The organism is Streptomyces sp. NBC_01276 (genome assembly GCF_041435355.1).
In the GTDB taxonomy this organism is placed as follows: domain Bacteria; phylum Actinomycetota; class Actinomycetes; order Streptomycetales; family Streptomycetaceae; genus Streptomyces.
This window is the reverse complement of the sequence record NZ_CP108442.1, coordinates 7,888,842-7,909,560: the sequence shown is the minus strand read 5'-3', so window position 1 is coordinate 7,909,560 and position 20,719 is coordinate 7,888,842. Positions and strand designations below refer to the sequence as shown.

Annotated in this window: 18 protein-coding genes, 1 tRNA gene and 1 pseudogene; 12 read left to right on the top strand and 8 right to left on the bottom strand. The window is 72.8% G+C overall.

The genetic code is table 11. The annotated features are described in order from the left end of the window. Positions 1 to 57: 57 nt before the first annotated feature. Positions 58 to 894 carry a hypothetical protein gene (locus tag OG295_RS35475; protein WP_371680764.1) on the top strand — a complete coding sequence of 279 codons (837 nt, stop codon included), beginning with the start codon at positions 58 to 60 and terminating at the stop codon, positions 892 to 894. 236 nt (positions 895 to 1,130) lie between these two features. On the opposite strand, the gene OG295_RS35470 is transcribed toward OG295_RS35475, so the two are convergent. After that, entirely contained in the window at positions 1,131 to 1,727 is a 597-nt protein-coding gene (locus OG295_RS35470) for a TetR/AcrR family transcriptional regulator (protein ID WP_371680763.1), read from the bottom strand. A gap of 93 nt (positions 1,728 to 1,820) precedes the next feature. Here OG295_RS35470 and OG295_RS35465 point away from each other — a divergent pair, with 93 nt between their 5' ends. Continuing rightward, positions 1,821 to 2,609: an SDR family NAD(P)-dependent oxidoreductase gene (locus OG295_RS35465; protein WP_371680762.1), complete on the top strand. Its 789-nt coding sequence runs from the start codon at positions 1,821 to 1,823 to the stop codon at positions 2,607 to 2,609. A gap of 76 nt (positions 2,610 to 2,685) precedes the next feature. Here the strand turns inward: OG295_RS35465 and OG295_RS35460 are convergent, their stop codons facing one another. Next, complete coding sequence (locus tag OG295_RS35460; RefSeq protein WP_371680761.1) at positions 2,686 to 4,311, bottom strand: putative glycoside hydrolase; 1,626 nt, start codon at positions 4,309 to 4,311, stop codon at positions 2,686 to 2,688. A gap of 210 nt (positions 4,312 to 4,521) precedes the next feature. On the opposite strand from OG295_RS35460, the gene OG295_RS35455 reads away from it, so the two are divergent. Continuing rightward, a complete protein-coding gene (locus OG295_RS35455; protein WP_371680759.1) occupies positions 4,522 to 5,535 on the top strand; it encodes a polysaccharide deacetylase family protein in 1,014 nt (337 codons plus the stop codon). 184 nt (positions 5,536 to 5,719) lie between these two features. Here OG295_RS35455 and OG295_RS35450 read toward each other — a convergent pair whose 3' ends face one another. Then, positions 5,720 to 7,249: an FAD-dependent monooxygenase gene (locus OG295_RS35450; protein WP_371680758.1), complete on the bottom strand. Its 1,530-nt coding sequence runs from the start codon at positions 7,247 to 7,249 to the stop codon at positions 5,720 to 5,722. Positions 7,250 to 7,337: 88 nt separating this feature from the next. Between OG295_RS35450 and OG295_RS35445 the strand changes: the two genes are divergently transcribed. Next, positions 7,338 to 7,973 carry a TetR/AcrR family transcriptional regulator gene (locus tag OG295_RS35445; protein ID WP_371680757.1) on the top strand — a complete coding sequence of 212 codons (636 nt, stop codon included), beginning with the start codon at positions 7,338 to 7,340 and terminating at the stop codon, positions 7,971 to 7,973. A gap of 166 nt (positions 7,974 to 8,139) precedes the next feature. Here the strand turns inward: OG295_RS35445 and OG295_RS35440 are convergent, their stop codons facing one another. Then, positions 8,140 to 9,141, bottom strand: a complete 1,002-nt coding sequence (locus OG295_RS35440; protein WP_371680756.1) for a hypothetical protein — start codon at positions 9,139 to 9,141, stop codon at positions 8,140 to 8,142. 128 nt (positions 9,142 to 9,269) lie between these two features. Then, positions 9,270 to 9,360: pseudogene (locus tag OG295_RS35435) on the bottom strand. A gap of 316 nt (positions 9,361 to 9,676) precedes the next feature. Between OG295_RS35435 and OG295_RS35430 the strand changes: the two are divergent. The 5 genes from OG295_RS35430 to OG295_RS35410 all read left to right on the top strand — a co-directional run bounded on the left by OG295_RS35430 (position 9,677) and on the right by OG295_RS35410 (position 14,237). After that, positions 9,677 to 11,203: a hypothetical protein gene (locus OG295_RS35430; RefSeq protein WP_371680755.1), complete on the top strand. Its 1,527-nt coding sequence runs from the start codon at positions 9,677 to 9,679 to the stop codon at positions 11,201 to 11,203. Positions 11,204 to 11,296: 93 nt separating this feature from the next. Beyond that, positions 11,297 to 11,998 carry a response regulator transcription factor gene (locus OG295_RS35425; protein WP_371680754.1) on the top strand — a complete coding sequence of 234 codons (702 nt, stop codon included), beginning with the start codon at positions 11,297 to 11,299 and terminating at the stop codon, positions 11,996 to 11,998. Continuing rightward, positions 11,995 to 13,446 carry a sensor histidine kinase gene (locus OG295_RS35420; protein WP_371680753.1) on the top strand — a complete coding sequence of 484 codons (1,452 nt, stop codon included), beginning with the start codon at positions 11,995 to 11,997 and terminating at the stop codon, positions 13,444 to 13,446. Before OG295_RS35425 ends, OG295_RS35420 begins: the two co-directional genes overlap by 4 nt. A 174-nt stretch (positions 13,447 to 13,620) precedes the next feature. Next, complete coding sequence (locus tag OG295_RS35415) at positions 13,621 to 14,028, top strand: hypothetical protein (protein ID WP_371680752.1); 408 nt, start codon at positions 13,621 to 13,623, stop codon at positions 14,026 to 14,028. Then, positions 14,025 to 14,237, top strand: coding sequence for a hypothetical protein (locus OG295_RS35410; protein WP_371680751.1), 213 nt, complete (start codon positions 14,025 to 14,027; stop codon positions 14,235 to 14,237). The genes OG295_RS35415 and OG295_RS35410 overlap by 4 nt, the downstream gene beginning before the upstream one ends. A gap of 72 nt (positions 14,238 to 14,309) precedes the next feature. On the opposite strand, the gene OG295_RS35405 is transcribed toward OG295_RS35410, so the two are convergent. Further along, positions 14,310 to 14,400: transfer RNA gene (locus OG295_RS35405), tRNA-Asp, on the bottom strand. 83 nt (positions 14,401 to 14,483) lie between these two features. After that, positions 14,484 to 15,356: a hypothetical protein gene (locus OG295_RS35400; RefSeq protein ID WP_371680750.1), complete on the bottom strand. Its 873-nt coding sequence runs from the start codon at positions 15,354 to 15,356 to the stop codon at positions 14,484 to 14,486. A 256-nt stretch (positions 15,357 to 15,612) separates the two neighbouring features. On the opposite strand from OG295_RS35400, the gene OG295_RS35395 reads away from it, so the two are divergent. The 3 genes from OG295_RS35395 (at position 15,613) to OG295_RS35385 (ending at position 19,180) form a co-directional block, all read left to right on the top strand. Then, positions 15,613 to 15,771: a hypothetical protein gene (locus OG295_RS35395; protein ID WP_371680748.1), complete on the top strand. Its 159-nt coding sequence runs from the start codon at positions 15,613 to 15,615 to the stop codon at positions 15,769 to 15,771. Next, on the top strand, positions 15,768 to 16,577 hold the full coding sequence (locus OG295_RS35390) for a peptidoglycan-binding protein (RefSeq protein WP_371680747.1): 810 nt from the start codon (positions 15,768 to 15,770) through the stop codon (positions 16,575 to 16,577). The genes OG295_RS35395 and OG295_RS35390 overlap by 4 nt, the downstream gene beginning before the upstream one ends. A 260-nt stretch (positions 16,578 to 16,837) precedes the next feature. After that, entirely contained in the window at positions 16,838 to 19,180 is a 2,343-nt protein-coding gene (locus tag OG295_RS35385; RefSeq protein ID WP_371680745.1) for a collagenase, read from the top strand. 40 nt (positions 19,181 to 19,220) lie between these two features. On the opposite strand, the gene OG295_RS35380 is transcribed toward OG295_RS35385, so the two are convergent. Continuing rightward, positions 19,221 to 20,672, bottom strand: coding sequence for a PLP-dependent aminotransferase family protein (locus OG295_RS35380; protein ID WP_371680744.1), 1,452 nt, complete (start codon positions 20,670 to 20,672; stop codon positions 19,221 to 19,223). Positions 20,673 to 20,719 lie beyond the last annotated feature (47 nt).

The window sequence follows — 20,719 nt, the reverse complement described above, 5'->3', positions numbered from 1 at the left end:
GATCACCACAGGCTCAACACCCCTTTCGTTCTTCACCATCGAGTTCCGAGGAGATCCATGATCGACACCGTCAACTCACTGGCCACACGCCTGCACGAACTGCAGGTGGCGCTCCTGACCGATGGCCCCGCCGCGTCGGTACCGGTGCACGACGCCCCCTCTTCGCTCGCGCGTGCGTTCCTGGGCGCCCCACAGCGCGTCGACGCCGTCACGGGTCTCCACGACGTCATGGCGCGCGCCGCGGCGCTCGGCCCGGAGGGTACGTGGCTCGTCGCCGCGGGCCACGCGACCCTCGGCGGCCTGGCCATCGCGCACGGGCAGACGGACCAGCTCCTCTTCCACCTCGACGCCGCGGTGACAGCCGGCTTCAACGACTGCGTCGCGCTCCACATCGCCCCCATACGCCCGCTGCACCACGACTCCCGGTTCCGGGCGCTGTACCAGCGGATGCGCATCACCCAGGCCGACCTCGACGAGTTCTTCTGGCTGCACCAGGAAATCCAGATCATGACGCAGGACGCCCAGAACGCGAGCGTCGAGAACATCGGCCGCCTCGACACCGGGGTGTCGCTGCTCCCGCAGGCCCCCATGCCGACCCGGGAACCGAACACCGCCGGCGTCCTGATCACCCGCATCGATCTCGCCGCGACCCAGACCGCCCTCCGACAGGCCGCCGTGAAGGCGGAGTTCCAGCGCAGCTCCGGCAACACCAGCCTGAGTCTCATCGACGGCTCGTGGGACGACTCCCTGGCCAGGCGCGACGCCTGGCACGCCGAGGAGCTGGAATCCCGGCGCGAGCGGGCCGCCGCAGCCCGCGCCTTCATCGAACGCCCCGACGCCGCCACCGTGCTCGTCCCCTGCCCGCCGCTGGGCTCGATCACCTACCCGGGCTGACGCGGGCCCGTCGGGTGAACCCGCTCCTCCGCACCCCGCGCTGCCCGGGGCGCGGAGGAGCGGGCGCCGAGGCTAGGGGGTGTCTGACGGATGTCCGTGGGGAAGGAGCGGCGTCCGGTGCGTGCTCTCGCCGCACCGACCGAAAGCCCGCGTACCGGACGTACTTGGGCTTTCGGTCGGTGCGGCGAGAGTGCGTGCCGGGCGTCGCGACGCCGCGGAGATCCGTCAGACACCCCCTAGCGGTCGGGGTGGCGCAGGCCGGTCAGCAGTACGTCCAGGGCCAGGTCGGTGGCCTCCCCCAGCGGGGTGTCGTCGAGCAGGGAGCCCAGGGCCAGTGTGGCCAGCCCGTGCACCGTGGAGAAGGCGACCTGGGCGAGCCGGGCCGGGTCGCCCGCGCGGACGGTGCCCTCCGCCTGTGCCTGCGCGATGAGGTCGGCGGTCGTGTCGAGGCTGCGGTGCCCGAGCTCCCGGAGTTCGGCGCTGGAGTCGTCGGCGTGCTTGGCACTGAACATGAGGTCCAGCAGGGGTGCGTGGGTGACGGCGAATTCCACGTACGCCCGTCCCAGGCCGGCCATGCGCGCCGGCACCGGCCCGGGCGCCTCCGCGGCGGTCCGCAGGCGCTCGTTCAGCCGGGTGAAGCCGCAGACGGCGAGGGCGTCCAGCAGTGCCTGCCGGTCGCGGAAGTGGCGGGACGGCGCGGCGTGGCTCACGCCGAGATCGCGTGCCAGGGCGCGCAGGGACAGGCCGTCCACACCCGACTCGGTGAGGACGGTCTCCGCGCGCTCCAGCAGAGCGGCCCTGAGGTTGCCGTGGTGGTAGGGCCCCTCGGTCAAGGCGGGCTCCCCTCTCCTGATGTTGTCATTGACTACAATGGTGGCGCCGCCTACATTCGAGACCGTCAACACGTGGAAACGGAGCAGCCGACGATGCCTATGACATACCAGGGAACCGTGGCCCTGATCACCGGGGCAAGCGCCGGTCTCGGTGTCGAGTTCGCCCGCCAGTGGGCCGAGCGCGGAGCGGACCTCGTACTCGTGGCCCGCCGCCTCGACCGGCTCGAAGGGCTCGCGGCGGATCTGGAGAAGCGCTACGGCGTCACGGCCCACGTGGTCGCCGCCGACCTCGCCCTGCCCGGTGCCGCGGCCGCACTGCGCGCGGAGCTCGACGCCCGCGGGATCACGGTCCACACCCTCGTCAACAACGCAGGGTTCGGCAGCCACGGCCCCTTCGTCCGGAAGGACGTCTCGCAGATCAACGAGATGATCCAGCTGAACGTCGTGGCCGTCGCCGAGCTCACCCGGGCCTTCCTGCCCGATCTCGCGGCCGACGGCCGGGGCGCGCTGGTCACCGTCGCGAGCGCGGCGGCGTACCAGCCGACCCCTGCGATGGCGGTCTACGGCGCCACCAAGGCCTTCGTCCTGAGCTTCACCGAGGCCGTCGGCTACGAGACCCGTTCCTCTCCGCTGCGGGTGCTCGCCGTATCGCCGGGTCCGGTCAGCACGGAGTTCTTCGAGGTCGTCGGCAGCCGCGACGCGGCCGTCGGCCGGATGGCCACCCCGGAGCAGGTCGTGACCGCCACGCGCCGGGCGCTGGAGCGCGGCAAGACCCCGCCCAGCATCGTCGCCGGCCTCGCCAACCGCGTGTCCGCCCTCGCCTCCGCCCTCACGCCGCGGCGCCTCACCCTGGCGGTGTCGGGACGGATCCTCAAGGCCTGAACGCGCTTCGGCGGGCCCCCGGAGCCGGGGACCCGCCTCCTGCCCGGCCTCCTGCCCGGCCTCCTGCCGGGCCCTGTCAGCGCTTGGCGATCTGCTGGAGCGCCGCGCCCTGGTAGCGGGCGCCGGCGTTCCAGAGGATGAAGGAGCTCATCTTGTTGGCTTCGGCGGCCTTGATCTGGGCGGCCACCTCGGCCGGCCCGTAGGCGCTGCCCATCGAGAAGTCCTGCAGCCACGGGACGATCTCGGTCTGCGTGCCCTTCGCCTGGCGGGCGAAGTCGGCGAGCGAACGCTGCACGATCGCGTACGGGGAAGTGTCGGGCTGTGCGACGCCGTACTCCCCCGGCGCCCAGTGGGACGGGTAGACCATCGGCGCGACGTAGTCGGTCACCTTGACCAGGGCGCCGATGTCCTGTGCGATCTCGGTGGGCCGGGTCGCGGCGATGCCGAAGACCGAGACGCCGAGGTACTTGGCGTGGGGACGCAGCGCGGTCCGGGTGTCGGCGACGAACGAGGTGATGGACTGCTCGGGCGTGGCGGTGCCGATGCCCGGGAAGCGCATGTGCGACAGCGGGCCGTCCGGCCGGCGCACGTAGTCGTAGAGGACGTCGTCGAAGCCGAGCCGGGCCGCTTCGACGGCGAGGTCCTGGTTGTACTTGCGGACCGTGGGGTTCGCGAAGTTCGTGAAGGACAGGGCGCCGTAGTGGCCGCCGTCGTACGGCTGCCCCGACGGGGTCAGCACGAGCTGGTCCTGCTCGCCGGCCTTCCAGGCGGCCGCGGCGAGCTTGGGGTCGCGGAAGGCCACGATGCGGCCGATGACCTGGGCGCCGGCGGCGTGGATCTCGGCGATCGCCTTGCGGGCGTCGTAGTAGCCCTTGGCCGCGCCGATCCGGCGGGCCAGCGGCACCTGGGACGCGTACCCGACCTCGCCGTCCTCGTCCTTGACGTCCAGCTCGACGGCGTTGAGCTTGCCGCTGCGGACCAGGGCGAGGATGCCGCCGCGGAGCGTGTCGTCGCCCCAGCCGATGGCGGTGATGTGCGCGGCACGGATCATGGGACGGCGCCCGCGGGCGGACACGTCCTTGGTGGTGGTGTTTCCGGCGCGGTCCACCGCCTTGACCGTGACCAGCGGCGTGCCCTTCGGCACCGTGGCCTTGAAGGCACCGGCCTTGTCGACGGGGACCTTCTTGCCGTTGACGCTCACGTCGGCGTCACCGGAGGCGTTGCCCGTGATGGTCACGGGGGCGGCGGCGTTCTTGATCACGGGGTCGGCCACCTTCAGCTCCGGCGGGGTGGTGTCCACGCTGAAGCCCACGACCTTGCGGTACGAGGCGAAGGGGAGGCTGCTGCCGCCCGCCACCACCAGGGTGTGCCGGCCTTCCTTGAGGTGCGGGAGGCCGATCCTCAGGCGGGCGCCTTCGGCGGTGAGGGGGACCGCCGCGCCGTCCAGGGTGGCGTGCGGCCCGTTTCCGCCGCCGGACGCGCCTGCGGCGAGATAGGCGCTGACCTGTGCGGCCGCGCGTGCGTCGAGAACGACGCCGTCGCTCACGCCCTGGATGCCCGGACCCGGCGCGAGGAACGTCCAGGCTCCGACGCCCGCCCCGGCCAGGGCGAGCGCCCCGGTCGTCGCTATGAGGGCGCCGCGGCGTGCCGGGCGGCGGAGACTGCGGGAGGGGCCGGAGCGCGGTATGCGGGTGCGGGGCATCGTGACGTCCTTCGTGCCGGGGGTGCGGGCCGGATGTTGCCTCCATTCATTGCCGCTGCGTGTGCCGGTCGACTGGTTCCGCCGATATTTCACACGAACGGCCCGGCTCGCCTTCGGCGTGGCGGCTACGCCATGCAGGGGACAGTGCGGTACCGGGGCTCTCTTCGCCGGTAGGTATGGCGCGTCACCCACCTTTCGGAAGGGCTCCTGATGCGCCACCCGCTCGTCCCACTCGGCGCCCTGGCGGGCGCCGCCGCCCTGCTCGCCACCGGCTGTTCCACGGGGCCGTCCACGGCCACCGGGCAAGCCCGTACGACCGCCTCGCAGGCGGCGGTCGGCCCCGCCGCCGCGAAGGACCCGGCGGAGATCGGCGCCAACGAACTCGGCCAGGTGCCGGTGCTGATGTACCACCAGCTCACCGCGAAGCCGAACAGCGTCTACGACCGCACACCGGCCGATTTCCGGGCCGAGCTGGAGCGCCTCGCGCGGGAGCACTACGTGCCGGTGACGGCAGGTGACTTCCAGACGGGCCGCATCGACATCCCGGCCGGCGCCCACCCGGTGGTCCTCACCTTCGACGACTCGACGAACAGTCAGGTGCGGCTCGGCGCGGACGGCGCCCCGGCCCCGGACACCGCCGTCGCCATCCTGGCGGAGACCGCGAAGAAGTACCCCGCGTTCAAGCCGGTGGCGACCTTCTTCGTCAACGCGGACGCCTTCTCGGCCACGGGCTCCGCCAAGGCCCTGACCTGGCTGAAGGGGCACGGGTACGAGGTCGCCAACCACACCGACCGTCATGAGAACCTGCGCTCACTGGACCAGGCGGGCGCCGCGAGGGCGATCTCGGCCGGCCAGCAGGCGATCGAGAAGGCCGCACCCGGGACGCGGGTCACCTCGCTCGCGCTGCCCTTCGGCGCCATGCCCGAGCCGGCCGGGGTGGCCGCGCGGGGAACGGGCTACCGCTACGACGGGGTGTACCTCGTGGGGGCCAACCCGTCGGTCTCGCCTTTCGCGAAGGCCTTCACCCCCGGTGCGATCCCCCGGATCCGCTCGGCGGGGCCGAAGGACGAGGATGCCGAGTTCGGTTCTTCGCGCTGGCTGGACAAGCTCGCCGCCGGAAAGAGCCGGTACGTCTCGGACGGGAACCCCGACACCGTCGCCTTCCCGCGCGCCGCGCAGAACGAGCTGTCGCCGGCCTTCGCGAAGCGGGCCCGGCCCTACTGAGCGGCTCGCGCGGAGTACCGCCGGGGCGGGCACCGGTGTGCGGGGACTTCCCCGGACACCGCGCATGCACAGGGCGTTCACCCGTCCCGGTCGTGACCGGCGAGCGGGCCCGGGCCTTCGTGGGTGACGGGTCCGTCGGGGCGGTACCGCTTCACCGCCACCGCGCCGACCCGCTCGAAGGCCCTCAGCCGGACTCCCCCACGATCCCAGCGGCCACGAGGTCGCCGGGGCCGAACCAGCGGGTGAGCGTCTCGGTGAGACCGGCGCCTCCGGCCCAGCAGACGTAGCCGTCGGGGCGGACGAGTATGGCCTCGGCGTCGGTCTCGCCGGATTCCGCCCGGGCACGCACGTGGGTGACCCGGTCGCTCCAGGGAGCCGCGACGGCGAGCGGGGCGTCGGTGAGGTTGAGCAGGATGCCGCGTCCGGAGCGCGTCAGGTGGCTGAACCGGACCCGCTCGCCGTCGACGACGAGGTCGAGGTCGGGCATCCGCAGGCCGAGCAGCGGATGGGCCGAGGCGTCGGGAGACGGGAGGCAGAGGTCGAGCCCGGCCATCACACCGGCCATGTACCGGTTGGCGTCGGGCAGGCGCAGGAGGTCGGTGAGCACGTCGCGCAGCTCGCCCAGACCGCCGTCGCGCTGCGGCCCCATGACCACCCCCTGCGCCCGGGTGAGGGCGAGCACCCGCGCGGCGACGGGGTGCCGCTCGGTCTGGTAGGTGTCCAGCAGCTCCTCGCCCGCATCGCCGCGCAGGACGGCGGCGAGCTTCCAGCCGAGGTTGAACGCGTCCTGCACGCCGAGGTTGAGCCCCTGGCCTCCGGCCGGGGAGTGGATGTGCGCGGAGTCACCGGCGAAGAACACGCGACCGTGGCGGTAGTGCTCCAGCTGCCTGCTGGCGTTGCTGAACCTGGAGGCGTAGCGGATCTCGGCGACGTCGAGCGCCCCACCGTGGGTGGCGCGCAGCACCTCGCGGACCTCCTCGGCCGTCACCGGGGCGTCGCGCTCGGCCAGCATGGTCCGGGGGCCACTAAAGATGATCTTGTGAAGTCCGTTCGCCAGGGGCGTGATCATGGCGAAATGGCCCTGGGGCGTGGTGTGGATCCGCGAGCTGATGTGTCCGGCGGAGCTGTCGTCCACGTCCCCGGTGAGCAGCAGATCGGCGGTGGCCATGCGGACGGTGGCGGCCTCGCCGGGGAAATCGGCTCCGATGATCTTGCGCACGCTGCTGTGGGCGCCGTCGCACGCGACGAGGTAGCGGCCCCGCAGGGACAGGTCCCCGCCCGGCCCGGTCACGGCGATCGTGACGCCGTCGGCGTCCTGCTCCAGGCCGGTCAGCCGGTGCTCCCTGAGCACCTGACCGCCGAGCTCGGTGAGCCGGTCCTCCAGCACCGCCTCCAGCTGGTCCTGCGGGAGCAGGACCGGGTGCGGATAGCGGGTGTCCCACGCCGCGTAGTCCAGGGGGACGGGCAGTCCCGCGAAGTGGCCGCCGACCAGCCGGTAGTCGATCGAGCGTCCGAGCGCGTCGTCCAGCAGGCCGCGCAGCGCGAGCATCTCGGCGGTCCGGGGCTGGATCGCCCCGGCGCGGGACTGGAGGTTGCGGCCGGGCAGCCGGTCCAGCACGACGGCCGGTACGCCGACGAGGGCGAGTTCGGTGGCGAGCGTGAGTCCGGCGCCGCCGGCCCCGACGACGATGACACCGGTGACCTGCACGTTCATGGAGCCTCCAAGGACGATTCCTTCACTTGGTAGAGAACTATACCAGGTGCAAGTTTCTCCTCGGTATCCCCATTGCTATCGTGGGCGCATGACTGAGCAACTTGGGCTGCGGGAACGCAAGAAGCAGCGCACCCGGCAGACGATCTTCGAAGCGGCGCTGCGGCTGTTCCTGAGCCGCGGTTTCGACGACGTGTCGATCGTGGAGATCGCCGAGGCCGCCGAGGTCTCCAAGCGCACGCTGTTCACCTACTTCCCGACCAAGGAAGACCTCGTCCTGCAGCAGTTCGCCGACCACGAGGACGAATCGGCCCGCGTGGTCCGCGCCCGCCCGGCCGGCACCAGCCCACTGGCCGCCCTGCACGCCCACGAGCTCGACGCCCTGGCCCGGCGGGACCCCGTCACCGGGCTCACCTCCGACCCGGACGCCCTGGCCTTCGCCCGGCTGCTCAGCACGACGGCGAGCCTCAGCGAGCGGCTGCTCCGGTACGCCGGACGCAGCATCGCCGCCCTCGCCGAGGCACTGGAGGAGGCCGGCGCGGACGAGCTCACCGCGCGGCTCGCCTCGGTGCAGGTCATCACCGTCCTGCGCGCCCTCGCCGACCGCAACAGCGACCAGGTGCAGGCGGGCCGACCGGCCGACGAGGTGTACCCCGAGGCCGTCGCCGCCGCCGACCGGGCCTTCCTGCTCCTCGGCGCGGGCCTGGCCGACGCCCTTCCCGGCTGACGCCCCGGCAGGCGTCGGCGCCGGCCCACAACCGCCGCGCACCGCCGCGCACGGCCGGGCGTGGCGTCGTACGGAGCGGATCGCGTCCGGGCCTACGGGACGTGCGGGGCCACCGCACCGCTACACGCGGTGGTGGCATCTCCGGGGCGCCCCCGCTGTCAGGCCGTCAGCGCCCGAGCGCTCCCCGGACCGTCAGTCCGTGATGACGGCGCAGGCGGCGCAACTCCCACCAGGACAGGGCCGTGACGGTGACGGGCGCGCCGAGGACGAAGACCGCCCGGACCCCCGCCGGGACCTGCGGATAGGCACCCGTGACCACGTCCAGCAGCGCCATCTCCCACACCAGGACACCCGCGAGGACGGGCGGCACCACCTCGTGGATGTCGGCGGTACGGAAGACGTGGACGAGCGAAAGGCCGATGCCGTACAGCGCGAACCCGATCGACCACAGGCACAGCACCGCGATGACGATCTTTCCGGGCAGCCCGACGGCATCGCGCAGACCCGCCAGTTCCGGGGCCATCGCGAGCGCCGAGGTGCCCATGGACACCATGATGGCCGTCACCGCGCCGAGTGGGCGCAGGGCCCGTCGCAGGTACACGCGCCGCAGCCCGCCCCTGGCGGCGGCCACGAAGCCGCCCACGACGACGGGGAAGGTGCAGACCAGAACCAGGACGCTGGACCAGCTCTGGTCGAAGCGGTCGTCCGCCAGCGCCTTGACCTCGTCGGTGCCGACGACGGCCTTGTAGGTGAGCGTCAGGCCCACCCAGGCGGCCAGCCCCAGTGCGGTCCGCCAGAGTTGGAGACGGCGCACCTGTGGATCGTGCACGATCCCGCGACGTGACGGACGGAAGGTCCGCTGAGCGGCGTACAGCGGATTGAGGACCGCGCGCAGGATCTTCCTGCCCCGGGAGGGCTCGACGGGCGGCGGCACGTACGGGGCGTAGGGGTTGTAAGGGCCCGGGTTGTAAGGGCCCGGGTTGTAAGGGTGTCCCTGTGGCGGAACCGGCTGCGCGTACGGGGATCCCGTCTGCGGGGCCGGGTACGAGTACGGGTACGGGTACCCCTGCCGGTCCGGCGGGGCGCCCTGGGCGGGCCGTCCCGCCGGCGTCGGGCCGGCCGCACCGCCCGCCGGATCCCCGTACCCGCCCGCGCCGTACCCGCTCACGCGCCACCCCTCCGCCCCGCCGCCCTGCCCCGCCGATGCCACGCATCGTAGTCGGCGGCGCGCGAGGAGCAGGGGACAGCGGACGCACCGCTCCCCGGACGGCTCCCCTCGACGGAGCACCCACACGGCGGAGAGGGCAGGATTCGAACCTGCGTGGATCCCGATGGAACCCGAACGACCAGTGGCCGGTCCCCGATCAACCGCTCCGGGCACCTCTCCCTCGTGACCGGGCCAGGCACCCGCCCGGTCACGACAACCAGACTGCACGGGAGTCCCTGACCCCACGCTGACACACCGCTCGGTGCGGGCCCGCCACGGTTCTGCGCAAAGCCCGGCGGGGGCGTCGGTCCGCCGCATACCCCGCAGTGGTCCGGCAGTTGCAGCGTCGTCGCGCTGGAGAAGGACCTCCGCCCACGGTTCGGGGCGCGCGTCCTCGACGTCCGTACCCACAACGGCGCCCACGCCCACGGCATCCGGACGTATCTGACGGAACGACGGACGGGCGAGGCCGTGGCGGCCGGCCTGCGGTGACCGCTTGACGGCCCACCCCGGTCCCGGGCCGGGCCCCGATCCCGCCGGTGGTCGGCGGCCGCTGGTCGCCGCCGCCGTCGCCCGCTACCGCCGGGACCCGCGGCTCGACGTGCCGTCCCTCGAAGGGGCCCGCAAGGACATCATCGAGCTGTTCACCCGCACCCCGGGGTACAGCCTCCTGCCGGAACCCGGCATCGACCCCTCCGAGGCGGACCTGACGCAGCTGCTGCGGGCCCTGTGCAGGCAGCGGATCCGCCCCGAGGACCACGTCGTGATGTACCTCGGCTGTCACGGGCAGATCCTGGAGAACGGCCGCCACGTCCTCATGGCCGCGGACGCGGACCCGGCCGACGAAGCCTTCCTGCTGCCCACGGTCCGGCTGGCCGAAGCCCTGCTGATGGACACCCCGTTGCGTCGCCTCCTCCTCGTGCTCGACACCTGCTACTCGGGAACGGGCGGCAACCAGGCCGCCGCCGCAGCCCTGAACGGCATGGAACGCGACTGGACCGGACCCGGAGATTCCGGCCTGGTGATCGTCACCGCGACCCGCCCCTTCGAGCAGGCACGCCCCGGTGCCCTCCCCCGGCTGCTCGCGGACGCCGTCAACGCCCCGTCCACGGCCGGGCGGATCCCGGCCGCGCTGGACCTGGGAACCGTGGTCGCGCGTGCGGTGCACCGGGCGTTCGTCGAGGTCCTCGGCGACGTGCCCTACGGCACCGACGCGACCCGCGACTGGTCCCGGGCCCATCCCTACGCACTGCGCCACCTGGCCACGCACGCCCTGGCCGCCGGCCGGCTCGACGCACTGCTCTCCGACGTCGGCTACCTGGTCCACTCCGACCCCGACACCCTGCTGCCGGCCCTGCCGCACGCGCACACGGCCGCCGGCCGCACCGTCCGGGCCGTGTACACGGCCTCCGCCGTCGCCCACCGCACTGCCTCCCCCGCTCGCCGGCACCGGCTCCTCGCCCTCGACGCCGCCCGGTACGGGGCGGCCGACCTCGCCGATGCGCTGAACGAGGGTCTGGTCGCGCGCCCCCGATGGGCGGCCGGTGGAATGCTCAACCCCTTCCTCCATTCGGTGGTCGCGGGCGCATCCGGCGCGATGGCCTGCGGAGAAGTCGACGGCGCCGCGGTCCTGGTGACGGCCCTGGGCGGGCGGGTCGCGGTGCTCGATCCGGCGACCGGGCGGGCGACCGCGGCCTTCACCGGGCACCGCACGCGGGTCACCGGCTCCGGCACCCTCAAGGTGGCGTGCGGCGCGGTGGACGGCGAGCCGGTCGGACTGTCGCGGCTGCCCGGGAACGACGGCGACGAGGTCTTCGTGTGGGACCTGCGCACCGGCACCCCGCGGTGTGCGCTCGTCGGCCACCCGAGCGGCCTCTCGGCCATGGCCTGCGCGACGGTGGACGGTACGCCGGTCGCCGTGACCCCGGTCACCGGTCTGACGTTCGACACCGAGGGGGCCCTGGTGGTCGCGGCCGACCGGGAGGTCCTCGTCCTGGACGTGGACACCGAGCGGCTCACCTGAACCCCGCCTTCCGGTCGGGGGCCGCCTCCGGTCGGCGTGGACGGCTGTGAGAGGGTCGGGCCCGGTCCGGGCAGGGGCAGTGCGGGAGGCAGCATGAACACGGCAGTGGTGCTCGTGGCGGACGACGACGCCGCCATCCGGCGTTCGCTGGAGCGCGGACTGCGGCTGAGCGGATTCACCGTGGTCCTCGCCGAGGACGGGCCCGGCGCTCTCGCCCAGGTGGACGCGCGGCCCCCCGACGTGCTCGTCCTGGACGTGTCCATGCCGGGGCTGACCGGTACGGAGGTGTGCCGGAGCCTGCGCGCACGCGGGGACGAGACCCCCGTCCTGATGCTGTCGGCCCTGGACGAACTGGCCGACCGGGTCGCCGGGCTCCAGGCGGGCGCCGACGACTACCTCGTCAAGCCCTTCGCACTGGAGGAGCTGGTGCTGCGACTGCACGCCCTGCTGCGGCGCAGCCCGGCGCGCGGCGAGCGGGACGTACTGCGTGCCGGACCGCTGGAGATGGACCAGGCGACCCGCCAGGTGCACCACGGCGGGACCGAGGTCCACCTCACCCGGCGGGAGTTCGAGCTGCTGGCCGCCTTGGTGCGCAACGCGGGCATCGTCCTGACCCGGGACCAGTTGCTGGACCGGGTGTGGGGCTACGACTTCGAGGTGCGCACCGATGCGGTGGACACCTTCGTCAGCTACCTGCGCCGCAAGCTGGAAGAGGGCGGACGCCCCCGGCTGATCCACACGGTACGCGGCGTCGGGTTCGTGCTGCGCGTGCCCGGCGCGGGGAGCGGATCGTGAAGCTCGCCACCCGGATCGCGCTCTCGGTCACCGTGGTCATGCCGTTGCTGGTGCTGGCCGCGGGTCTGCTGGTGCTCGGACTCGTCAGCCGCGACCTGCGCCAGCAACAGGACGCGCGGCTCCAGGACCGGGCGTCGGCCGTCCTGCCCGACGTACGGGCCCTGCTGACCGCCGACCGCAACGGCCGGCCGAAGGCGGAGCAGAACCAGCACCGCAAGGTGCTCGGTGACGTCCTGGACGCGGGGATCCGGGTGCGCGGCGCCGACGGAGCGACCGTCCTGGAAGGCGGTCCGCAGCCCGACGCGGCGGTCCGGCTGCCCGACCGGACCCCGCAGGGCCCGGTCACGGTCCGCGCCAAGGGCCACGCCTGGCGGGTGCTGAGCGTGCCGGTGACCGGCGCGGTGCCCGGAAACCTGTGGATCTACACGGCGGCTTCGAGCACCGACCCGCAGGTGGCCGCCGTACGGCGGCGGGTGCTGCTCGTGGCCCTGCTGGCCGCCCCGGTGTCGGGACTCCTCGCGTACGGACTGGCGGGGCGCGCCACCGCGTCCGTACGGCGGCTGAGCCGGCGGGCCGCCGGACTCGACCCGGCGGCCGGGGCCGCCGCCTTCGTCGGTACTCCCGTGAACATCGCCGAGGTGGACGAACTGTCCACGGCCATCGGCCAGCTCCTCACCCGCTACGACGAGCAGGCGGCGCGGACCGCGCAGGCGCTGGAGACCGCCCGGTCCTTCTCCTCCGCCGCCTCGCACGAGCTGCGTACGCCGCTGATGAGCATGCAGACGGACCTGGACGTACTCGCCGCCCACCCCGACCTCTCCCCCGGTGAACGGGCCGAGGTGGTGCGCGACCTGCGGAGCGACCACGCCCGGCTGCTGGAACTGCTCGGCGCGCTGCGGATGCTCGCGCTCGGCGACCTCGTGGAGGTCTCCGCTTTCGCCCCGCTCGACCTGTGCGAGCTGGTGGACTCGGCCGCCGACGAGGCGGCGCGCCGGCACGGCGGGTCGGGTCTGGTCCTGGACGTGGAACTGCCGGCGGAGCTGCGGATCTTCGGCTGGGACTCCGGTCTGAAGATCATGCTCGCCAATCTGCTGCGCAACGCGGTGGTGCACGGCCACCGGCCGGGCGAGCCGCCGCGGGTCACGGTCCGGCTGAACGCGGGGGGCGGTTTCGCGGTGCTGACGGTGGACGACGAGGGGCCGGGTGTACCGCCCGCCGAACGCGAGGCCGTCTTCGGCCGGTTCCACCACCGGCCCGGCAGCCCGGGCTCCGGCCTCGGGCTCACCCTGGTGGCCCAGCAGGCCGCGCTGCACCGGGGCACGGTCGTCCTCGGCGAGGTACCCGGCGGGACGGGCGCGCGCTTCGAGGTGCGGCTCCCGCTGGTCTCGGACGACGAACCGACCGTGCGGCTGCCCGCACGACGCGACTGGATCTCCCGGGGCGACTGACGGGCGCGGGGTTCGGACGAGCCCCGGGGGCCCGGAGCGGCGCGGTGCGGCCGCTCCGGCGGTGCGGCGGTGCGGCGGTGCGGCGGTCACAAGGAATCCACAAAAAGGCTCCCTAGCGTCCTGCTCGGCCGGCACGCCCACGCGTCGGCCCGTCGCACCGAAGGGAACACCACCATGCTCGCGAACCGTAGGACCGCCGCCGCGATCGGCGCCGTCGCCCTGGCCGGTGCACTGCTGTCCGCCGGCCCCGCGCAGGCCGCAGGCGCCTCGCCGAGCCCCTCCGCTTCGGCGAAGTCCGCGCCGAAGGGCGATGGCGCCAAGTCGATCTGCAAGCGCCTGCCGAAGACCGAGGCCCGGATCAGCGCCGCCCTCACCCGGCTGAACGGCGACGCCACCGTCGCGGGCTCGGTCGCCCGGCTGGAGCAGCGCGTCACCGAGGCGAAGAACGCCGGCCACACCGAGATCCACACGTACCTCAACGACCGCCTGACGTTCCGCAAGAACCTGGTGCCGACCCTGCAGAAGCGCCAGGAGGACCTGAAGGCCGTCTCCACCTGGTGCAGCGCGCAGGGGTCCAAGTGAGGTCCGCCCGGCGCGGTGCCTCCGTACTCACCGCCCTGGCCGCCGGGGCCGTCCTGCTGCTGACCGGCTGCGGGGGCGGCACGGCCGCCCACCCGAAGGCGGAGCAGTCGGCGGGCACCGACGGCCGGGCCGCGGACATGCAGGCGAAGCTGGACGCCGCCGACAGCGCGGCCTCGCAGGCGGATACGGACGCCACGCAGAACAACTGACCCCGCCCCGACGGCCCACCCGGCATTCCCGGGTGGGCCGTCGTCGGCGTACGGTGCGTACGGTGCGTACGGCGGAGAGGGCAGGATTCGAACCTGCGTGGATCCCGACGGAACCCGAACGGCCGATGGCCGGTCCCCGATCAACCACTCCGGGCACCTCTCCCTCGCGACCCGGCCCGCTCACTCTCCCGGTCACGACGACCAGACTGCACCACGGCCCCTGACCCCGCGCTGACACGCCCGGCGTCACGGGCCGTCGACGGCCTTCCGCAGCTGGTACAGCTTTCCGGAGTCCGGGCGACCGACGTGCCGGTAGATACGGGGGGTCCGGTCGGTGCCGCCGACGCTCCACACCTGCCAGGAACACCCCGGTACGCGGACCCGGACCTCTTGGGTCCAGACGTCGCGTCCGGGCTCGTACGACCAGGTTCCCGAGCCCGAACAACTCCGTGACGGGCCGCCTGGCGGATCGTCGGGGGCGTGTTCGCCCACGCCCGAGGCCGTGACCCGGCCGTCCGGGGTGAAGACCAGCGTCCCGCTGGTGTGGTCGACCCAGGTGCCGGCCACGGTCGACGGACCGATCGCGGGCGGCGCGTAGGCGGGCAGCAGGCCTGCGGCGAAGCCGAGGGCGCCGAGAAGGCCCGTTCCCGCCACCACCGCCGAACCCCACAAGGTCACTTGCCCGACCAGTCCCCGGCGCCGGATCCGGGCGACCAGACCGCCCAGCGAGAGCGCGGCCGTCGCCACCGCCCAGAAGACGAGCGCGCTCCGCCCCTCCACGTGGTTGTACGCCGCGAAGGCCACGACCGGTGGTGCCACCAGGGCAGCCACCACCGCCGGTACCCACCACGCCTCGCGTCCGCCGATCCGACGGCCGATCAGATCGCCCAGTGCCACGGCCGGCAGTACGAAGACCACGGACAGGAGGAGCGCGATCACGCCGATGACCACGCTGAAGGAGAGCAGCCCCGCCGCCAGGGCGGAGCGGTCGACCGGGGTGTCCGGCGGGGGTTGCGTCCGGACGTACAGGAGGACCACCACGAGGGCGAGCGCGACCTCCAGACAGCCCACCAGCACCGAGACCACCAGCACCCGTCCGTACGAACGCCTTTGATCCACGGTCACCCCTCCCTCGCACTGCGTCGAAACGAAACGGTCGTGCCGCCCGGCCGACTGCGCGGATCCATTCTGCCAGTCGGGCTGAACGCGTTCAATTAGTCTTCCGGACCCTGACCCACCCGGCTGTCGCGGGCTCCGCGCGGGGACGGTCGGGCGCCTTCGGCCGGCATTCCGGAACGCCCGGCATCCGCGAGATCCAGCTGAATCGTTTCAGCAGCTCAGGGCGGTATCGGGCCACCAACTCCCGGGGATCCTCATGAAAACCGACGACTCCGATTACCTCACCGCGCACGGCCCCGTCCGGCTGCCCGCAGCACAGGACGCCCGCCCCTGCGCACCGCCCGCCGCCGGCTTGCGCGGCACCAAGGCCGGAACGTCACCCGCGACCCCGTCCCACCTGGAGGCACCCCCATGAGCACACCCCAGTGGCAGCAGCTCACCGACCACCTCATGACCGTCCGCGAACAGATCTACGAGGGCTGGAACAGTCACGACGGCTGGGACAACTACACACGCTGGGGGGAGGAGTTCGGCGAGGACGGCGTCGCCTGGTGCGTGATCTTCGACTGGTGCATGTACCACGACGCCGGTCTCGACGCGATCGTGCCCAAGGTCGACAACGTGAGCACCTTCACGGCCTGGGCCAAGGCTCGCGGCCAGTGGTCCGACTACCCCTCCGTCGGCGCCTGGGTCAACTTCGGCAACGGCGCCCACACCGAGATCGTCACCGGCTTCGACGCCGACACCGTCTACACCAAGGGCGGCAACAGCATCCAGGCCGGCTCCGTCGACCACGGCCAGGGCAACGGCGTCTGGTCGCACTCCAACCCGCGCCGCAGCAGCTACGTCACCGGCTACTTCGCCCCCCGCTACCCCGACGGGCAGTGCCCGCCCACCGCCGACCCCAGCGATCCCCGCGGCGGCCCCGCCGTCACTTCCTGGCGCTGGACACCCCCCGCGCCCGCCTTCGAACCCTTCCCCGGCGGCGGGTTCTTCACCGCCGGCCGCCGCAGCCCGGTCATCGCCGCCATGCACGACCGGCTCGTCGACGTCGGCTGCGACCACTACCGGAGCACGGCGAACGCCGACGTCTGGGGCTCGGGCGACGTCGACTCCTACCAGGCCTGGCAGCACCAACTCGGCTACACCGGCTCGGACGCCGACGGCACCCCGGGCCCCACGTCCTGGGCCAAGCTCAAGGTCCCGAGGGTCGAGTCCTGACGCGGGACGGTCCGAGGCCCTCAGCGGCCAGCGGGCCGCCCGCTCCCCGGGCCCGCCGCCGGCCCGTAACAGGCGTCCTGGCGATGCGACGCCGGGCGACCTCACGGTCGGGGGCCGGAAGTTGACAACGTTTCAATTCCGGTGGCCGAGAATCTGGCCAAAAGACTTCCGGCACGCTGCGACATGTGAAATTTTACATGTCACACATCAGCTGCCCGTGTCCCCAGCACGCGGCACAACGGCCCCGGAGGCCCCCACAGATGCATCCCTTCCGCATATCGAAGGCCGGCGCGCGCAGACTTCCTGCGCTCGGCGCAGCCGTCTTCATTGCGCTCGGCCTGTTCACGCCACCGAGCCAGGCCGCCTCCGTCGGCGCCACGGCCCCTGCCGGTGCGAACGCACGTGGAACCGCGGCCTCCGCGCCGCGGTCGATCCCGGTCCCCAAGTCGCCCGATGCGCTGCGCAACAGCTCGCGCTTCCGGATCTCCTCGCAGGACAGCACCCAGGAGGCCGCCACGGCCCCCGCCCCCACCACCAAGCCCGTCAAGGCCGACAAGGCCGACAAGGCCGACCGGCAGTCCTCGGCCGCCGCCGGGGACGAGTGCGGCGACCTCTCCGGCGTGATCAACGCCACGGGCGGCGCGTTGGTCCAGCAGCTCAAGGCCCTCCCCCGGATCGACTGTACGTACCCGCTGTTCAGCCTCACCGGGGAGAACGCGCGGAAGGCCTTCCGTGAGGCCCAGATGGTGACCGTCGCCGACGCGCTGCGCGACGCTTCCGCCACCTACTCGGGCAACAACAGCGCCGCCATCGGGCAGCTGGTGCTGTTCCTGCGCGCCGGCTACTACGTGCAGGACAACCACGCGGACGTCGTCGGCGACTACGGCACGGCGCTGGACGGCTCGGCGCGCGGCGCGCTCGACGCCTTCTTCGCCTCCCCGCGCAGCAAGGACGTCACCGACGCGAACGGCGAGATCCTCAACGAGGTCGTCACGCTGATCGACAGCACCCACGCCGCCGGCCGGTACGCCGGCGTCGTCAAGTGGATGCTCGGCGCCTACGACGGCACGTGGCCCGGCCAGATGAACCTCTCCATGCAGCACGTCGAATGGGTCGTCGAGAACGGCTTCAAGGCCAAGAACGACGCCCGCGGCTGGCGGGCCGCCCTCAAGGCCGACCCCGCCATCCTGGACACCTGGGCCGGCTTCATCACCCGCAACGGCGCGGAGCTGAACCGCCTGGACGTCGTCAGCAACGTCGGCCGCTACCTCGGCTACGCCCTCGACGTCCCCGAGCTGAAGGACCGGGTCCGGCCGCTGCTGAAGGACCTGATCAACCGCTACCCGAACGTCGGCCCCACCGCGCCGATCACGATGAACCTGGGCTGGTACACGCGCCAGTACGACAGGAACAACTGCGCGGCCTACGCCATCTGCGACCTGGGCGAGCGCGTGCTCCCGCTGGTCCTGCCGATCCAGCGCACGTGCACCCCGGGCCTGAAGATCCGCGCCCAGGACATGTCCCCCGGCCAGCTGGACAGCACCTGCACCAGCCTGGTCAACCAGGACGCCTACTTCCACCGGGTCATCGGCGACAAGGGCGCGATCCCCGGTGACGTGAACACCAACCTCGAGGTCGTCGTCTTCGACGACTACACCCAGTACGCGCTGTACGCCTGGGCCATCTACAACATCGACGTCGACAACGGCGGCATGTACGAGGAGGGCAACCCGGCCGCCCCCGGCAACCAGGCCCGCTTCATCGCCCACGAGGCCAGCTGGCTGCGTCCGGACTTCCAGATCTGGAACCTCAACCACGAGTACACGCACTACCTCGACGGCCGCTACAACATGGCCGGCGACTTCGACGCCAGCCTGACCACGCCGACCATCTGGTGGGTCGAGGGCATCGCCGAGAACATCTCGTACGGCTACCGGGGCGTGCGCAACTCCGACGCGATCGCCGAGGCCGCCAAGAACACGTACAAGCTGAGCGACCTGTTCGACACCGTCTACAACCAGGACGGGGACCCCGACGTCAACTCGAACCGGGTCTACCGCTGGGGCTTCCTCGCGGTCCGCTACATGCTCCAGGCGCACCCCGCCGACGTCGAGACCGTGCTGGGCAAGTACCGCGCCGGTGACTGGAACGGTGCCCGCACCTTCCTGAAGCAGACCATCGGCACCGGCTACGACGCCGGCTTCGCCACCTGGCTGTCGACCACCTGCGCGACCAACGACTGCGGCCCGCTGCCGGAGGCCCAGTCCACCCCGCTGTGCACCATCAGCGACGCCCGTCAGTTCGACAAGAACTGCCGCCGGGACAACCTCGCGGCCGCCACCGGCAACTACAGCTACCACTTCCTGTACCTGCCCGCCGGTGTCAAGCAGCTGACCATCACCAGCAGCGGAGGAACCGGCAACGCCGACCTCTACTACGGTGGCAGCACCTGGGCCACCACCGCCAACTACCAGGCGAAGTCCACCAATGCCGGGAACGGCGAGACGCTGACGATCGACAACCCGCCGTCCGGCTGGGTCTACTTCAGCCTCGCCGCCGCGCAGGACTTCAGCGGTGTGAGCGTCTCCACGCAGTCCAAGTGAGCCGGTCCGCCGGGGCCGACCGGCCCCGGCGGACACCGGGTCACCGCCGGCGGGCTTCCTCACAGGGCCCGCCGGCCTCAGCGCGCGATCGGCCGGTGAGCAGGTCGGAGACGGCCGCGATGCCGTCCGTGATGGCCCGTACCCCGACGTTGCCGAAGCCGAGGACGAGTTGCGCGGGCCCGTCGGCACGTGATGCGCGGCAGGTGCTCATGCCGTACAGGCCGACGGACCGGGTGTGGGCCGCGGCGACGACGTGGTGCTCGTCCACGCCGACGGGCAGGTGGGCGACGGCGTGGAATCCGGCCGCGAGGCCGGTGACGGGCACCTCGGGGGCGTGTTCGGCCAGCGCGGCGAGCAGGGCGGTACGGCGGGACGCGTAGGTGGCGCGCATCCGGCGCAGGTGGCGGTCGAAGCGTCCGGACTCGATCAGGCCGGCGAGGGCCAGCTGGTCGAGGGTGGGGGTCCCGCGGTCGCTCCGGTACTTGCGGGCGGTCAGCGGCTCGACCAGCTCGGGTGGGCAGACCATCCAGCCGATCCGCAGGGCGGGCGCCAGGGACTTGCTGACGGTGCCGAGGGAGACGACCCGGTCGGGGGCCAGGCCCTGGAGCGCGCCGACGGGTTCGCGGTCGTACCGGAACTCCGCGTCGTAGTCGTCCTCGATGATGACCCCGTCGCGCCCGCGGGCCCACTCGATCAGGGCCAGCCGACGCTCCGGGGCCAGCGCGACGCCGGTCGGCCACTGGTGGGCGGGGGTGACGACGACGGCGCGGGCGCCGGTCGCGGCCAGCCTGTCCACGTCGATTCCCCGCTCGTCCACCGGTACGGGGACGGCGCGCAGGCCGGCCGCCGCGGCGGCCCCGCCGATGGTGGCGGGTGAGCCGGGGTCCTCGAAGGCCACCGTCCGCACGCCGGCGTCGGCCAGTACGCCCAGGGCGAGCCCGAGGCCCTGGGCGTAGCCGTTGCACACGACGATGTGCCCGGGTGCGGCCACGGCGGCGCGTACCCGGCGCAGGTACCCGGCCAGGACCTCGCGCAGGACCGCGCTGCCGCGCGGGTCGCCGTAGTCGAACGCGGCGGTCGGCATGGCGCGGGCGGCCTCCCGGGTGGCCCACAGCCAGTCCCGGACCGGGAAGGTGCCCAAGTCCGGTACTCCCCAGCGGAAGTCCGCCACCAGGCGCGGGGCCTCGTTCCGCGGCTGCGGGAGACCGGGCGTCTGCGCGGCTCCCGCCGCCACGCGTGTGGCGGAGCCGGGACGCGTCACCAGGTAGCCCTCGGACTGGAGCTGGGCGTAGCAGTCCTGGACCAGACCGCGCGAGAGACCGAGCGTCCGCGCGAGCTCCCGCGAGGACGGCAGCCGTTCTCCCACATCCAGGCGCCGGGTGCGGATCGCGTCCCGCAGCCCGTGTTCCAGCTGGGCGCGCAGCGGAAGACCGCTTCCCCGGTCGACGACCAGGAGCAGTTCGGGCGGGGAACTGGACCACTCCAACGGCATGGAACTGGAGCTTACCGGCGATCCGGTAGGCCACTTAGCGTCATGCC

Coding starts and splice junctions, on each gene's coding strand:
- OG295_RS35460 (WP_371680761.1), bottom strand. CDS start 4,311: ATGCCCCGCACCCGCATACCGCGCTCCGGCCCCTCCCGCAGTCTCCGC.
- OG295_RS35465 (WP_371680762.1), top strand. CDS start 1,821: ATGCCTATGACATACCAGGGAACCGTGGCCCTGATCACCGGGGCAAGC.
- OG295_RS35455 (WP_371680759.1), top strand. CDS start 4,522: ATGCGCCACCCGCTCGTCCCACTCGGCGCCCTGGCGGGCGCCGCCGCC.
- OG295_RS35390 (WP_371680747.1), top strand. CDS start 15,768: ATGAGCACACCCCAGTGGCAGCAGCTCACCGACCACCTCATGACCGTC.
- OG295_RS35445 (WP_371680757.1), top strand. CDS start 7,338: ATGACTGAGCAACTTGGGCTGCGGGAACGCAAGAAGCAGCGCACCCGG.
- OG295_RS35415 (WP_371680752.1), top strand. CDS start 13,621: ATGCTCGCGAACCGTAGGACCGCCGCCGCGATCGGCGCCGTCGCCCTG.
- OG295_RS35395 (WP_371680748.1), top strand. CDS start 15,613: ATGAAAACCGACGACTCCGATTACCTCACCGCGCACGGCCCCGTCCGG.
- OG295_RS35475 (WP_371680764.1), top strand. CDS start 58: ATGATCGACACCGTCAACTCACTGGCCACACGCCTGCACGAACTGCAG.
- OG295_RS35380 (WP_371680744.1), bottom strand. CDS start 20,672: ATGCCGTTGGAGTGGTCCAGTTCCCCGCCCGAACTGCTCCTGGTCGTC.
- OG295_RS35450 (WP_371680758.1), bottom strand. CDS start 7,249: ATGAACGTGCAGGTCACCGGTGTCATCGTCGTCGGGGCCGGCGGCGCC.
- OG295_RS35425 (WP_371680754.1), top strand. CDS start 11,297: ATGAACACGGCAGTGGTGCTCGTGGCGGACGACGACGCCGCCATCCGG.
- OG295_RS35385 (WP_371680745.1), top strand. CDS start 16,838: ATGCATCCCTTCCGCATATCGAAGGCCGGCGCGCGCAGACTTCCTGCG.